General features: G+C 42.0%; 13 protein-coding genes. 5 read left to right on the top strand and 8 right to left on the bottom strand.

Going from position 1 to position 14622, the window contains the following annotated elements:
• Positions 1 to 2: 2 nt before the first annotated feature.
• The 5 genes from RB622_RS07035 to RB622_RS07015 all read right to left on the bottom strand — a co-directional run bounded on the left by RB622_RS07035 (position 3) and on the right by RB622_RS07015 (position 8337).
• Positions 3 to 1571 carry a RagB/SusD family nutrient uptake outer membrane protein gene (locus tag RB622_RS07035; protein ID WP_308045848.1) on the bottom strand — a complete coding sequence of 523 codons (1569 nt, stop codon included), beginning with the start codon at positions 1569 to 1571 and terminating at the stop codon, positions 3 to 5.
• 85 nt (positions 1572 to 1656) lie between these two features.
• Positions 1657 to 4716: a TonB-dependent receptor gene (locus RB622_RS07030; protein WP_308045847.1), complete on the bottom strand. Its 3060-nt coding sequence runs from the start codon at positions 4714 to 4716 to the stop codon at positions 1657 to 1659.
• A gap of 459 nt (positions 4717 to 5175) precedes the next feature.
• Positions 5176 to 6243 (bottom strand): sterol desaturase family protein, encoded by a 1068-nt coding sequence (locus tag RB622_RS07025; protein ID WP_308045846.1) that lies wholly within the window; start codon positions 6241 to 6243, stop codon positions 5176 to 5178.
• Positions 6244 to 6894: 651 nt separating this feature from the next.
• Positions 6895 to 7416, bottom strand: coding sequence for a dTDP-4-dehydrorhamnose 3,5-epimerase family protein (locus tag RB622_RS07020; RefSeq protein ID WP_308045845.1), 522 nt, complete (start codon positions 7414 to 7416; stop codon positions 6895 to 6897).
• A 21-nt stretch (positions 7417 to 7437) separates the two neighbouring features.
• The gene (locus RB622_RS07015) at positions 7438 to 8337 is read right to left on the bottom strand and encodes a glycosyltransferase family 2 protein (RefSeq protein ID WP_308045844.1); all 900 of its coding nucleotides are present in this window, start codon (positions 8335 to 8337) and stop codon (positions 7438 to 7440) included.
• A gap of 543 nt (positions 8338 to 8880) precedes the next feature.
• On the opposite strand from RB622_RS07015, the gene RB622_RS07010 reads away from it, so the two are divergent.
• Positions 8881 to 9024, top strand: a complete 144-nt coding sequence (locus tag RB622_RS07010) for a hypothetical protein (protein ID WP_308045843.1) — start codon at positions 8881 to 8883, stop codon at positions 9022 to 9024.
• 77 nt (positions 9025 to 9101) lie between these two features.
• On the opposite strand, the gene RB622_RS07005 is transcribed toward RB622_RS07010, so the two are convergent.
• The gene (locus RB622_RS07005; RefSeq protein WP_308045842.1) at positions 9102 to 9449 is read right to left on the bottom strand and encodes a TfoX/Sxy family protein; all 348 of its coding nucleotides are present in this window, start codon (positions 9447 to 9449) and stop codon (positions 9102 to 9104) included.
• A 232-nt stretch (positions 9450 to 9681) separates the two neighbouring features.
• On the opposite strand from RB622_RS07005, the gene RB622_RS07000 reads away from it, so the two are divergent.
• The 3 genes from RB622_RS07000 to RB622_RS06990 all read left to right on the top strand — a co-directional run bounded on the left by RB622_RS07000 (position 9682) and on the right by RB622_RS06990 (position 11618).
• Positions 9682 to 10077: a hypothetical protein gene (locus tag RB622_RS07000; protein WP_308045841.1), complete on the top strand. Its 396-nt coding sequence runs from the start codon at positions 9682 to 9684 to the stop codon at positions 10075 to 10077.
• A gap of 41 nt (positions 10078 to 10118) precedes the next feature.
• A complete protein-coding gene (locus tag RB622_RS06995; protein WP_308045840.1) occupies positions 10119 to 10463 on the top strand; it encodes a DUF1801 domain-containing protein in 345 nt (114 codons plus the stop codon).
• Between the two features lie 414 nt (positions 10464 to 10877).
• Positions 10878 to 11618, top strand: a complete 741-nt coding sequence (locus RB622_RS06990) for a DNA alkylation repair protein (protein ID WP_308045839.1) — start codon at positions 10878 to 10880, stop codon at positions 11616 to 11618.
• Between the two features lie 103 nt (positions 11619 to 11721).
• Here RB622_RS06990 and RB622_RS06985 read toward each other — a convergent pair whose 3' ends face one another.
• Complete coding sequence (locus RB622_RS06985) at positions 11722 to 13011, bottom strand: aminotransferase class V-fold PLP-dependent enzyme (protein ID WP_308045838.1); 1290 nt, start codon at positions 13009 to 13011, stop codon at positions 11722 to 11724.
• Positions 13012 to 13094: 83 nt separating this feature from the next.
• Here RB622_RS06985 and RB622_RS06980 point away from each other — a divergent pair, with 83 nt between their 5' ends.
• On the top strand, positions 13095 to 13229 hold the full coding sequence (locus RB622_RS06980) for a hypothetical protein (protein WP_308045837.1): 135 nt from the start codon (positions 13095 to 13097) through the stop codon (positions 13227 to 13229).
• 470 nt (positions 13230 to 13699) lie between these two features.
• Here the strand turns inward: RB622_RS06980 and RB622_RS06975 are convergent, their stop codons facing one another.
• Complete coding sequence (locus tag RB622_RS06975; RefSeq protein WP_308045836.1) at positions 13700 to 14404, bottom strand: START domain-containing protein; 705 nt, start codon at positions 14402 to 14404, stop codon at positions 13700 to 13702.
• Between the last annotated feature and the right edge of the window lie 218 nt (positions 14405 to 14622).

Raw genomic sequence — 14622 nt, 5'->3', positions numbered from 1 at the left:
GATCACTCAAAACCCGGATTCTGAACCAGCAGTTTGTTGTTGTCGATTTCAGATTGCGGAATCGGATATAAACGATGCTTTTCAGCTGCATTCGTCTTGCCAACCTTTTGCTGATTCCGCACAAATGTTGATTTCCCATCGGCATCTTTCTGACGAATCAAATCAAACCATCGCTGATATTCATAAGTAAGTTCCAGGCGGCGGTCCAGATATACAGAGTCGCGGAACTGATCTTTGGTCAATCCGGCCGTCAGATCTGGAAGCCCTGCCCTTGTTCTTACCTTGTTCAAAGACTTGTAAGCCTTAGCGGTGGGGCCATTCGCTTCATTTTCCGCTTCCGCATGGATCAACAGTAATTCGGCATAACGGATAATGGGTACATTGGCAGCCGACTGATTCGTAACTGACAACGACGCCGGGTCCTGCCATTTATTCCAGAAAGGCGTTGAGTCGTTAGGAACAGCGGTATTTGCGATTGGCAATGCATACCTGCGTCCATTGGAGGGGCTGGTAAAATTTCTTACAAAAGTTACATTCCTTCTCTTGTCGTCCGGACGAAACAGCTTATAAATACTGAAAAATTTGTCATTGCCCTGCGTGTAATATCGTACCATATGCGCATAGTTCCCGGTGAGTCCGGGAATGCCTGAAAGTATCGACCGGGGATATTCGTTATTCCCCTGATTCAAGGAATTGGATTTAAACTGCGCTGAAAAAATATGCTCCTTATTATTTTTGAAAGCGGGCAAAAACACTTCAGCATAGTTCGAAACCAGATCATAACCATAGTTCCCGGTTCCGCCGTCAGCCACGGAAAGTGCTTCCTCCGCTTTCTTCACGGCGTCAGCGTAATGTGCGCTGATGTTCAATGGAAGAGAAGCTTTTGTCAGGTAAACCTTCGCCAAAAGTGCCTTTGCAGCCCCCGCAGTTGCCCGGCCAACGTTCGGTGATGCATAAGTAGCGGGTAAAACAGCCGCCGCCTCGGTCAGGTCTTTTTCAATCTGTTTGTAAACATCTGCCGAAGAAGACTTTGCGATTTCATAATCGTTTGCATTGACATACTTCTGATATTCCACGATTAGCGGTACGTCGCCATACAACCGGACTACATTGAAATAGTACAATGCACGCAAAAACTTGGTCTCCGCCAGCAAGCGTTCTTTCAGCGCATTGTCAAAATCAATGGCCCGAATCTTTTCCAACGCCACGTTTGCCTTTTTGATCGCGGCAAAATGCTGCTGCCAAAGCTCGTAAATCCGAAGGTTACTGGACGAATGCGCCAGTACGGAAAGTGATCTAACATCGGCATTCGTCGCGCCAGGACCCGGATCTTCGTCGTCGCTGGCCATATTCATACCCGTGTTGAAAAGTGTATTGTAAGGCGTTTGAACCGAATTACCACCCGAATTCAGAAGAAAATAAACGGCATTGACCGCGTTGATAGCATCCGTCTGGGTTTTGTAATACTGCTCCTCCGACAGGAAGGACTTGGGATCCTCTTTCAAAAATTCATCGCAGGACGAAAGCCCGATCGTCATCGATGCAAGAAGAAAATATTTTATACTTTTCATAATTTATAGCATTTTGCTGTTGTCATTCAGGCATCAGCCCTGTTTATATCTTGTATGGATTCGGATTATTTTCGGTCTGATTTGTCTAGAATGAAAGGGAAAGACCAACCTGAACCGACTTGTTGTTTGGATAAACACCCTGGTCTACACCCTTATTGATCAGTGACTGCCCGTTAAGACTCACCTCCGGATCATAACCGGTATACTTTGACCAAGTGATTGCATTTTGCGCAGAAACATAAACCCGAAGCGATTCTACTTTTATCCTCGACAAAAGTGCTTTTGGTAAAGAATATCCGAATGAGATATTTTTCAGACGATAATACGTAGCATCTTCGATAAAGCGATCTGAGATCGTAATGGCAGGATCCTGGAATGCGGCCTTCACATCGGTGTCTGTATTCGTAGGAGTCCAGCGATTCAGAACGACGTCCGAAGCGTTTATGTAACCGGTTCCCAGTTCCAGCAACGCGCGGTTTTGATTATATAACTTTCCTCCGATAGATGCCTGGAAGAAAACTGTCAGATCAAATCCTTTGTAGTTAAATGTGTTGGTCAATCCCGTCGTGAAACCCGGCTGATTTGAAATAATCACACGGTCGCCGGTTTGCGTGATCACACCGTCATTGTTGATATCCTTGTATTTCTGTCCGCCAGGACTTTTGTTTTGCTGCGGCGTCAAAGCCGTTTCTCCCTGCTGGATGATACCATCCGTTTTATAGACGATAAATGATCCCAATGGATAACCCACTTTCGCAATCGACGGCGCGCTGATGTTTGGAATAATCTGGTCCACACCGTCACCAAGACTCAGAATCTTGTTCGTGTTTTTTGCAAAAATGAAGATTGTATTCCATTTAAAAGGTCCGGTTGTATTTTGAGAATTGACGTATAATTCAACGCCCTGATTGCTCACTTCGCCAATATTCTGGTAAACGGTAGATGCCTGTCCGTTGTAAAAATCCGATAAACCGGAAGTACCCGCTACCGTTCTTGTCAAAAGCAGATCCGTAGTCTTTTTATAATAATAATCAGCGATAATGCTCAAACGGTTTTTGAATAATCCCAGGTCAATCCCTGCATCCACCTGAAATGTTTTTTCCCACCCCAAATTTGGATTCGGTACGGAATTGGGTGCATATCCCGAAACCGTGGTATTAGAAAAGTTATAACGGTAGTAGGCAAGCTGCGACAACGACTGATATGGCGGAATACTCTGATTACCCGTTGTCCCGGCGCTCAATCTCAATTTCAAAAGACTGATGCTCTTAAATTGCTGGAAGAATTTTTCATTGTTTACATTCCATCCAATCGCGGCCGAAGGAAAATATCCCCACTTATTGCCATCGCCAAAACGCGAAGATCCATCCGCGCGAAGTGTGAAAGTAAACAGATAGCGATCGTCAAAAACATAATTGATACGACCAAGATAAGAAGCCAGAGACCATTCACTGGAAGCCGAACGCGGTGCAATGCTTGTGATACCCGTTGCAAGATTGTTAAATTGGAAAGCATCCGTTGCAAAACCAGCAGCCTCGGCAATAGCGCTTTTCGACTGCGAAGTTTGTGCTGTAAAACCTACAACTGCGTTGATCCGGTTTTTCTCGTTTAACTCTTTGTCATAACTTAACGTATTCTCGTTCAGCCAGCTCGTAGTAGCAACCGTCCCCACGATCGCATCGCCACTTAATGCCAGTCCTTCTGCCGTAGTACTTGGCAAATATCTGTTTTGTTTGTTTCCTACAACATCAACACCGATTAAAACTTTCGCTTTCAGGCCTTCCGCGATTGTATATTCACCGGAAACATTTCCAAGAAAACGGTTGGTGATCGTTTCATTCAGCTGGTTGTAAAGCGAGTTTATCGGGTTTTGCAAAGCCGACTCAAAAGGGCTGTTCACGACAAATGTACCGTCATTTTGATAGATGGGCAGCGAAGGCGGTGTCTGCAGCAGGTTTCCGATAATGTTGGCCGGTGCCACATTTGCCTTGGTATTGCTCGCACTTAAATTGGCAAAAATCCGGAAACGGTCATTGTAATGATGATCCAGGTTTACGCGCGCTGAAAACCTCCTGAAATCCGTATTTTGCAGAATGCCATTTTGTTTGAAATAATTACCGGAAATGGCAAGTCTTGTTTTATCCGAACCCGACAAAATCGATAAGTTATGGCTTTGCTGCGTAGCTCTTCTGAATGCAGCATCCTGCCAGTCTGTTCCTACACCCGTTGTATCCAGTGAGTAACCTGTGACAGATGGTATCGAAACCGATTTTCCGGAATTCACAGCAGCATCTTTTCGCAATGCCCACCATTGTGCGGCGTTCAGCAAAGGCAGTGTACGAACCACTTCCTGCGTGCCATAGAATCCATCATAGTTGATGGATGACTTGTTTTTGGACCCCGTTTTGGTTGTGATAATAACGACCCCATTGGCGCCGCGGGAGCCGTAAATCGCAGTGGCCGAAGCATCCTTTAATACATCGATATTTTCAATATCTGCGGTAGCGATAGAGGACAAAGGATTAATTTTTGATCCGTCTGTTACGCCGGCATCTGTTAGAGAATAATCGTTGTTAATAGGAAATCCGTCGATTACATACAGGGGATCACTCCCAGCCGTGATGGAGTTATTACCCCGGATCTGCACACTTACCCCACCACCAGGCTGACCGGAGGTTTGTGTAACCACGGCACCCGCTACCGAGCCCTGAAGCAGGCGTTCCACCGAGGCAACGGGCTGGCTTTTTATTTCCAAAGGCACTGACGCCACAGAACCCGTAATGTCCTTTCTTTTTTGCTCTCCGTAACCAATTACGACAAGTTCGTCGAGCACATTAGCCGTTTTTAGAATAACATCCACGGGCTCGTCAGTCAGCTCGTATATTTCAATTTCCTGCTGCTGAAAACCGGTGATATTGATTTGAATGGTGAATGGAAATACTTTGCCGGCAGGAATCGTAAATTTCCCATCAACATCGGTGGATGCAAACTTTGTAGTTCCTTTTTCTACGACGGTGGCACCCGGTAAACCCTGGCCGGATTCATCCTTGACGACACCTTTTATGAGATCCTGGCCTTTTACCTGAAACGAGGTAAAAACCAGCGCACCTAATATCCATATCAGGTAGAGATTTTTCTTAATCATTTTGTGGGAAAATAATGGTAAATTAATAATTTGAACCGATCTGATGAAGCACACGCACCTCCGCTGGCAGCTACCCGAAAGAGGATAACCTACAAGTATATACGGAAATAATATCCTGATTCAGGATAACCGGGGCTGCTACAAAATTTAACGATCGAAGGAAATATCCCTGACTAGTCAGAGCATATGTCAGAAACTTGCTTCCAGGTTGATAAGCCGATTAACAAGATCAATAGCTTATACAATCCTGACAACCCTTCCACAAGGTCTCTGAAGGCCAGTGGAGAGAGGTGTTGGCCAGATGTGCAAAAAATGGAGTTCCGATGTTCACAATTCAATACAAGTAGTGGTGAAAAATTAGTTTACATTATTGATTTTTAAAATAAGCTATCAATCATCCGATTACTGAGAATCGCATATAGCTAATTGCCAACAGCTACTTTTGTAATATTCTGTAAATCAAATCGCCGCCCTTGTTTCAAGCGGTAGTGGTTCAACGCTGGTTTCGGGCACTGCGTCGCCAACCATAGGACCATCCGCTGAAAGTTCGCTGCCCTTCTTTTTCGATTTTATGATCGGCCAAAGAAACTGGGCGTACCATTCCTCCTCTTGATAATGTTTTATACCATAGGAAGTTGGATATTTTCTGGTGATGATACCTGTCCCGAAAATGATGTCCCAAAGGAAAAACATGTTACCAAAATTACCCTTGTAATAACCTACGCCGTCGTCTGTGGTATCGGCGTGGTGTGCGTGATGCGTCGCCGGTGTCGAAATTAATCTTTCCAAAACCCAGCCAATCGGGTTCAACCATTTAATCTGGTAAAAAGGCTTATCCCAGGGAATGCTCGAATGTGCTCCCGTCGTGATCAGCGACTTAATCACCTTTACGAAAAGCGCAGCATAACCCAAACCTACGTAAGTAAGCGCTGCGGTGAGGTAAGTTTGTGAGAAAAAAATGGTATAAATGATATTCTGACGACTCGCCATCGCCATGCCCATGTAGTTGGCGCTATGGTGCGTACGGTGAAAACGCCATAGCCACGGAAGCTGATGATGCAATCGGTGGTACCAGTACTGGGTAAGATCGTCGGCCACAGCGATAATTGCGAACGCCCACCAGAAGGGTACCCAGGAGAAAACATCTTTCGCATCGGGTAGTATTTGTGGGAGCAATTGCAGACTGAAATATGTCACAACAGGCCGCACGATGATTTTAGGAACAACAAAACAAACGATATCGAGAAGACTCTCGTTTTTTGTCCATTTGTTTTCATATAAACCGGCAATGAATTCGATCACGCCAATAACCAGAACAATAACCGGTAAACCCCAGGAGCTCAGATTTTTAAATATACCTTCCAAAAACTGTGGAACCCGAAAAGGAAGTACATTACTTCCCTGCCAGGGTTTATCACCCGTAAAATAAAAAGCACTGAACATCAATACAATCGGCAGCAGATACAAAAACACGCTAATGATCGCGTCCCGCCTGATTTTTTGTGTGATTTCTTGTTCAACTTTCATATCGTAAGAACTAATAGTAAATGATAATTAGTGACTAACTTATTAGATTATACGCCAACCAGATTCCTCCGGCAATCAGCACAAAGGGAACGAGCGTCAGAAAAATGCCGACAGCAATTTTCTTGACAAGCAGAACGACATCATCTGTTGTCATAACAATATATGATTACTTGGGAAAATATTTCCTGAAATACCCCTGGACAGTATGCCGCGCATTTGCAAATTGACAACCACCGAAAATCTGCATCTGAACAGCATCACTGCCGACCGGGATATTTCAGAACTTTAAATAAGTTACAGGAAGAAAAACGGGATCAGCAACAACACGGCTCAGAAACGAGCAGTTGACGATATACCCCCTTGTTTGCCATTACAGACAAATCAAAATCATGTAAAACAGTCGCTTTCATAAACGAATAATTTCTGGTTTTACTTAGGCACAAGGGTGGTTCAAAGCCATAAGTCTATAAAATATATAGACAAAGTAAATTTAATGAATTTGGAATTGCAAGCTTTTGTAGAAGTTTTTATAAAAAAAGTTTGCGAGCCCTGATGAGACATCACAAACTTTATACTTTCGGTCCTGGTTAAGAGAAATGAATTTGTAAAACCGGCAAGACGAAAACGCCAGTTTTTAAAATTCCCTGTAAGTTAGAAAAATTGATATGGTATTTCTTTTGTATCACCAGCCAAACGCCAGTGATCCGGATCCTGGTAGTTATAGGATTTATCTACCATATTGAGCAGATAGGCACTAGAATCGCCGTAGTTGAATACACCATGCCAGACTTTGGGCGGCACAATAATCAACATTGGCCTTTCCGTACCGGACCTGAACTCATTGATTCGGCCAAATGTGGGAGAATCTTCTCTGCCATCATACAAAACAACCTTGATAGTACCATGATTGACAAACAGCCTGTCCGTCGTGAATTCATGGGCATGCCAGGCAGACAATCCGCCCGGATTCAACGAAACTTGAAAAACCTGTCCGACTGGCAGATTATCCACTTCCCAATCTTTCCGGTATATTTCTGTCAAATATCCGTTATTCTTCAAAACATTTTTAACCTCTTTTACCTTAACTCCTTCAATAAAATCGGAAATTACCGGTATCCAGTCCGCAGTTATACTTTGCGGGTCTTTTTTCGCATTTGTAAAGATGTTATCCATAGCTTGAGTTTGGTTATATTATTATAAGCCGCGTTGTTTACGGTATTTCTTAACAAGGCCTCCCTTTCCAAATTTAAAAAAGAACCTTAGTTCAATCGTGTTCCAGCCAAAGTATATAAGTAAATTTCTAATTTTTCTACGCAAAAACCGTCCAAAATAAATTTTCTCATCGTGGTAATAAAATTGACCAAAATCGAATATAACCCGGGAAAAGAGTTGAACACGAAAATCTGGATCATTAATTCTGGCAAAATACTTCTCGTTTTCCGCCTGACTTCTATCAAGATACGCATTTTTGCGAGAACTGGATGGTAAAGCGATTACCGTAATTTTCTTTGTAAAAACAATCCGTTTCCCAGCATTAAAAACTCTCTTCTGCCAATCATGTGAGGGAACAAGGTAGAGTTCTCTCGCGGGTCTCCAAAGACCAATTTCCTGAACCAACTCCTTTCTAAAAAGCCAGTTGGATGCCGGGATAAAACTGAGACTTGGATGATACCCACGTCTATTACTCACAATTCCGATGACGTCCAAAGGGATCTCTTCTCCGTGATCGACAATTCCACTGGCAAAAACCAGGTCAGCTTCATTTTTTAACAATGTACTCAGTCCCGTTTCGAGATGATCATTAAACCATAAATCATCATGATTTAAAAAAGCAATGTATTTCCCCCGCGTTCTTTTCAGCCCCTCGTTATTGGGGCCCGATTGTTCTCCAAAATTGACGGGAAGATTTATAAAACGGATTCGGTTATCCCTAAAATCCGACACGACTTGCTCTGAATCATCCGTGCAGCAATCGCCTATGACCAAAAGTTCCCAATTTTCAAAAGTTTGGCTGATTACCGAAGCGATAGAATAACTTAAGATATTACTCCTGTTATAAGTCGCCATCACAATTGAAATCTCCGGTAGGATCATCTGCTGGTTATATATTTTACTATTAAAATAAATATAGAATTTGAATGCTGCAATATATAAAAACAGTTCAAACTAAGATAAGCTAAAACTTTCTTTCTCTGATTAAATCATTGTTTACATCAATAAAAACCAGTATTCCCAGTAATTTCCTGAGTAGCACAAACGATAACAAAACGGGAAATTCCTGTTCGTCACAAAATATTCTCTATTTTTTGTGACCAAATTATTACTACAACGTCTTTATCACATCTTAACGAAACTGAATTCAATATGCCTAGTTCATACTTGCGAACCGCCGCGAAGAAGGTGTTTTTATTCTATTAATAGCCGTCCTAATCCTATGGATATTTTCAAAAGTCCGGGCACGAACCTAATTCTCAGGAATACCTACCGTTGGATCATTAATACTTGTTTAAATCACTCAAAAAAAGTAATTTAAATCATCTTTCTAAACCTGATTTAAATTACCGCTTTAAAAAACCCTCTGTTAATGAATATTGTAATGCTTAGTTTTAATCATTTTCAATCTAAATTAACCTCATTATGGATCCGTCTACATTACGTCTTGAAAGAGAGGAGCAGGTTTTTTATCTTTTGATCGGAATTCTGATACTCTGGGTAATATCAATCGTCAGATCAGAGAAAATACGGGAAATTGATCACAATTCTTCAAGCGACAGTCTTTGAATTGGATACCGACAATAAGATCCGAACGGTTTGTCGTCTCAACACGGCTGGCTGACTGACCTATTGGGTACACTTTACTATGCTCTTTTCCGTCTTTTTGATGATTTCGCGTGAACATTGAAACTTAAAGCCAAATTGATCCAGTACTTTAAGGCCTGGTTTGTTTTTACATTTTCAAGATCTACAAACACAAAATCTTTCATAACCCGCCCATGGCTGATCATCTGTCTGCATTCGCCTTTTTCAAGCTCAATTTCCGCCTGTTCCGAACCGATCCGGCATAAAATATGATTATCTCGGGCGCAGACACACATTTTATCATGCACCATAAAACAAATTCCCTGGAACATTTTCGTCTCTTCAACGGCAGTTTTATTACCAAGTTCTTCCCGAATCCGGTTCACAATTATTTCATCATAGGCCATAGCAATTCATCTTTAAAATGCATCCATAAGTTGACATTTATAAAGGAATTTGCCAACTTGTTCTTACGAAAATAGGCAAAAAAGTAGTAAATTAATGTGCTTTATTAATTAATTGAATGGCGAAAACAACCCCTTAGATCGTCGTATTTACCCCCCTTAGGATTTAGATTATCCTGATATATTTGCTTTATCAAGTTTAAGATGCTTTTAACAATCAAACCCGTTTAAAAGTATGACTAAAAGTCCACTAAAAAGTATCGTAGCAATTCTCGCCGGCATCATGACCATCGTATTGTTGTCTACCGGAACTGACATTTTGCTTGAAACGCTCGGTATTTTCCCGGCGCCTGAAAAAGGTCTGTCCATACCCTGGATGCTTATGCTCGCACTGATTTACCGTTGTGTGTATGCGGTCGTCGGAGGTTATATTACAGCGGTACTTGCGCCTTCGCACGGTACGCGTCATGCAATTATTCTGGGGGTTATCGGCATTATCGTCAGCCTCATCGGCGTCATCGTGGCCTGGGATCTATCTCCCCACTGGTATCCCATCGCCCTGGCCGTTACTGCATTGCCATGCACCTGGTTTGGTGGTAAATTACGAAAAGAAAAACCTGTTATTATATGAACATACCCTATTTCAAAGAAATCATTTACTAAAAACGCGATATGAACCCAGAAGTAACACAGTACATCGAAAAATTACAGCCATGGCAAATAGAAGTATGTGGTGAATTAAGAAAAATGATTAGCCACACGATCCCAGATGTTCAAGAGCGGTTACAATATGGCAAACCTCATTATTTGAAAAACGGCCACTATGCCTGCGTCATTCATGGTGCTAAGGAAAAGATATCCTTTATGATTTTTAATGCGGGAGAACTTGAAGAAATTAAAGGATTTTTCAAATCAACTACCAGTCCGGACAGGAAAACTGCCACAATAATTGAGGGACAAAAAATTGACTATGAAGTGGTCGCGAGATTATTGGGTAAAGCGTCCGCTAGTTTATAACGACTATCTTAAGCTGACAATAGTACACATGATGAATTCATTTAAACTTATTTGAAGTAAATCAATATACCTTACACGAATCATCTTGTAAGACGGTTTTGTTGTCGGCAATCGGCCAAAATTTCATTCCTCGCCTTCTTAGGATAGTCGATGGGGCTAGAAAAAACCAACACCCTACAAAATCCCTAAGGAATGATATTATTGTAGAAGGTAACTGTCAGACAGAACCCTCAAACCTCGTTGGGCTGGTCGATTCGTTGTGATTAGCTTGGGAATAAGATTTTTCACCGCGTTGTAAATTCGATTTCTGAAATGGTTATTTCACCCTTTTAGTGTTAGAACCTGAATGTTTGCCCGCATTTTCCACAATACTATCATCCCTTCGGGATTATCTATAAGTTTAAAACAACGTCGATGACTAAAAATATTTCCGCTGAGGCCTTTACTGAAAAATTATACACATTACAATCTCCGGAAGAACTTGTAAAGATACAGCGCTATTTCAAATCAGGTGCCGGGCAATATGGCGAAGGAGATGTGTTTATCGGTGTGCGTATGGGCAGTTTGTTCTCGCTTGCGAAAGAGTTTATTCAAATGTCAACGGATGAATTGGAAAAGTTACTGGAAAGCCCTGTCCATGAACTCCGGACCGGCGCATTAAGTATTATGAACCAACAAGCCCGTAATAATAAAACCTCTGAAAATAACCGGAAAGCATTGTATGACCTTTACCTGCGTCGTCACGACAGAATCAACAATTGGGATCTTGTCGATATCAGCTGCATGTATGTGATCGGGCGGTATTTGAATGACAAACCAAGAGATATTTTATATCAACTTGCCGTTTCTGACAATATCTGGGAGCGCCGGACCGCGATTGTAAGCACGGGCTATTTTTTAAAAAACAGAGATCTGGACGACACTTTCCACATTGCCGAAATATTGCTGAACGATACCCAGGACCTGATTCATAAAGCAGCCGGTGGATGGCTCCGGCAGGCGGGAAAAAGTGACCAGGTCAGGCTCATCAGCTTTCTGGACCGGTACGCATCAACTATGCCCCGAACACTTTTAAGATATGCCATAGAGCATCTCAGTGACCAGAAACGAAAGTATTACCTGGCCTTAAAAAAGACAGATAACGAAGCTTCCTAAGTTTCAAAACCACCATGCTGTATTTACAGCAACAAAAGGGCACAACCGAAAAATATCAGCTGTGCCCTTTAAAAATCAATAGAATTCAATCCAAAGTGGTATCTCAGCTTTTCACCGTGGTGGCCTTGCTAAGCTCCTCTCTGATCCGCCTCGCAACAATTTTGTCTTCACCAGGTTGAAGCATCCAACCCGTAACCCGTATCAGATTCGCACCTTTTAGTGTTTCCGCAATCGCCGGGTCAACAGAGTCGGAACCTGCCTGATAATGATACAAAGGCAATCCTCCAAACCCTGCTTCTATTGACGGATTGCCTGCACGAAGATGGTCACGTAATTCCCGACCCGTCAGTTTTACAATATTTTCATCCCAGGATATTGTAAGCGTCGGGGTGATATTACCGAGTTCCGGAACTACCACTTTGGTTGTTATACCGGCAAGATCTTTTAACGCGCCTTCAATCTGTGCGATACGCGCTTCCCAGGTCTTCCACTCCCGCTCATGGTCTCCGGAAATAAACTTTTCCAGCGCCACATACATACCGAGTATTTCCTCCTTATTTACTTTATGCCCCCTGGCAATGGTAAAACCGCGTGGCGGTGCATTTAACCGGGCAGCTGCAATGAGATCCTTCTTCCCCATTAGAATTCCGGCACTTTGCGGCCCGCGCATTGCTTTTCCTCCTGAAATAAACACGAGATCAAAACCCATATCGTTGAATTTCCAAAGGTTTGAAACGGGCGGAACATCGGCTGCGATATCAATGGACGTAGGGATTTGCAACGCTTTACCCAAGGCTACCCATTCTTCATGTTTAATCTTTCCCTCGTTTGTCTGAATATTCAGAAAATGCAGTAAAGCGGTCTTCTCATTAACCGCCTTGCGTACGTCCTCGATTGTTTCAACCTCCACAACCGTACAACCTGTGTTCAGAAAAGCATGGTTATATCTTTCATTATGCGATTTCTGACAAATCACTTCCGACTTCATTCCAGTTCCTTCCAGATGCGGCAGCTGCTCTACTTTCCTGATATCAAGTCCTGTTAAAATACCGGCAAGCCCCAGCGTCATCGCAGAAAAAGCGCCGCAGGAAACCATGGCCGCCTCAGCATGTACAAATTCAGCAATTTTAGCACCCACTTTATCCTGCACTTCATCAATCATGCAAAAATGCCGCGAAGTATTTTCAATCGTTTCAACAACTTCTTCATCCATAATACAGCCCGACATATAAGTTAACGTACCGGCAGCGTTAATAAAGGAACGAATTCCTAATTCCTGGATGATATCACGTTTCTTTTTTAGGGGAGTTGTCGTTAAATTAACGGACTGAAATGGCAATGTACCAATCAAAGGCAGTGTTGACAGGCTTTTTAAAATTTTTCTACGTTTCATGGGTTTAGTTTTATTACAATCCCAATTTACATAGCTTTCAGTTAAATATTTACATAAATATCCTGACTTAAACGATATTCAAAATGACGAAGAAACTATTTATCCTCTTGATGGGCATAAGTCTTGCTTCCTGTGATATCATTTGTCCACCGGAAGACAGCAAAGAATCTACTGATTCCACCACAACCAAAAACAGTCAAATCCGAACGTCGCGATAATACTCACAACTTACTTATAATCAATATATTAAATACAAAAAAAAGACTATAAACATGCCCAGTATTTTAATCCCTCGTTCAAAGGCAGAATCGATTTCATGAAAATACCAAAGTGTATTTAACAAATTCATAACCAGTGATTAGAGTTGGTTTTAATAAACAACTTTAACCAACATAGCGCTGATTCCGATTAAACAGTAGGAATCAGGATAGGATGATAAACAGTTGGTGAAACTTTATCAAAAAAATCAATATTGCAGATTATTCGTCTTTTTCTTTCTGGCCAATCTGCCTCACTTCCCCCAAGATCCGTCCAGATCATACAAAAGCACTAAAAATTAATAACAATCTCTTTATCAAAAATTTACAAAAACAATATGATTAAAATACTCAAAACAGCATTCAAATCTAACATCGTTAAATAAAATACCAGACCAAGATTGATAGGATTTGAGGTCATTCGGCTTCAATCAGGGTTCCGAAATAGAAAACAACGTGTGTCCCGAATTCTTATATTTTGGTAAAATCTCCCTCATTTTTTTTATACTCAAAACGGGAGCCTTCACTGCAAAAGCATTTACGATATAGGCGGGGATAATCCCACCCGGATCGACTTGCAGGGTATAGTCTATATTAACCCGCTCTTTCCCCAAAGGTGTCAAAATCCAGGTCCCCACCGAATGGTCTATCCTGACAATACCTTCCTTTGCAGCCAGAATACCTGGAACAGCCGGCGCCGTGATCGTGATAATTTTGGTAACCGGATGCTGAAATATTTTCATGTGCGTTACAAAATCCCGGTTATTCAACGGCCAGGGCAAATCCACCTCCGTGTAATAATACAACTCAGAGGCCGATACTCGTTTTAAAACCGAACACGATTTTGTATGACATATCCACTGTTCAGCGGTTTCCACATCCAGCAGTAAAGCCAGTATTTGCGCCAGATTGGCCTTGATTTCACAAGTTACATGCACCGCTTTGATCCTGGAGTCCATTACGCTTTTGCTAAAAACCCGGACACCGTCCTCATCGGCCACGAGTTTCCAGTTCGGTTGCCCGGATACGAAACCGAACTGGAAAAAGAAAAGCAAAAAGAGGCTTGCCTTGAATTTCAGGACGCTAATGCCTTGAAATAACCATTTCTCCATCCGGGCGGCAAACCAGAGAAACATGTACTTTGTTAACTACTATTTTATATTTTTTCATGGCTATTGTTTTACTGGCACAAAAATGAGTAATAACAACCTCGTTATCAGCACAGAATTATCTGAATTGATACAAATGATATTTCAAATGCAATTTCCTCTATTGGAATTGAAATCGCGGGACTACTTTCCATCTAAAATCTCTAAATTGCATGTAAATCTGTGAAACAGCAATCCTGCAAACC

It is taken from the genome of Dyadobacter sp. LHD-138, assembly GCF_030929615.1.
In the GTDB taxonomy this organism is placed as follows: Bacteria; Bacteroidota; Bacteroidia; order Cytophagales; family Spirosomataceae; genus Dyadobacter.
The sequence above is the reverse complement of the archived record's forward strand: the minus strand, read 5'-3'. Positions and strand labels throughout refer to the sequence as shown.

Excerpts from the sequence above, each read along its gene's own strand:
- RB622_RS07010 (WP_308045843.1), top strand. The coding sequence starts at position 8,881 with ATGGATCCGTCTACATTACGTCTTGAAAGAGAGGAGCAGGTTTTTTAT.
- RB622_RS07005 (WP_308045842.1), bottom strand. The coding sequence starts at position 9,449 with ATGGCCTATGATGAAATAATTGTGAACCGGATTCGGGAAGAACTTGGT.
- RB622_RS07035 (WP_308045848.1), bottom strand. The coding sequence starts at position 1,571 with ATGAAAAGTATAAAATATTTTCTTCTTGCATCGATGACGATCGGGCTT.
- RB622_RS06975 (WP_308045836.1), bottom strand. The coding sequence starts at position 14,404 with ATGTTTCTCTGGTTTGCCGCCCGGATGGAGAAATGGTTATTTCAAGGC.
- RB622_RS07020 (WP_308045845.1), bottom strand. The coding sequence starts at position 7,416 with ATGGATAACATCTTTACAAATGCGAAAAAAGACCCGCAAAGTATAACT.
- RB622_RS06985 (WP_308045838.1), bottom strand. The coding sequence starts at position 13,011 with ATGAAACGTAGAAAAATTTTAAAAAGCCTGTCAACACTGCCTTTGATT.
- RB622_RS07000 (WP_308045841.1), top strand. The coding sequence starts at position 9,682 with ATGACTAAAAGTCCACTAAAAAGTATCGTAGCAATTCTCGCCGGCATC.
- RB622_RS06980 (WP_308045837.1), top strand. The coding sequence starts at position 13,095 with ATGACGAAGAAACTATTTATCCTCTTGATGGGCATAAGTCTTGCTTCC.
- RB622_RS07025 (WP_308045846.1), bottom strand. The coding sequence starts at position 6,243 with ATGAAAGTTGAACAAGAAATCACACAAAAAATCAGGCGGGACGCGATC.
- RB622_RS07015 (WP_308045844.1), bottom strand. The coding sequence starts at position 8,337 with ATGATCCTACCGGAGATTTCAATTGTGATGGCGACTTATAACAGGAGT.
- RB622_RS06995 (WP_308045840.1), top strand. The coding sequence starts at position 10,119 with ATGAACCCAGAAGTAACACAGTACATCGAAAAATTACAGCCATGGCAA.
- RB622_RS07030 (WP_308045847.1), bottom strand. The coding sequence starts at position 4,716 with ATGATTAAGAAAAATCTCTACCTGATATGGATATTAGGTGCGCTGGTT.
- RB622_RS06990 (WP_308045839.1), top strand. The coding sequence starts at position 10,878 with ATGACTAAAAATATTTCCGCTGAGGCCTTTACTGAAAAATTATACACA.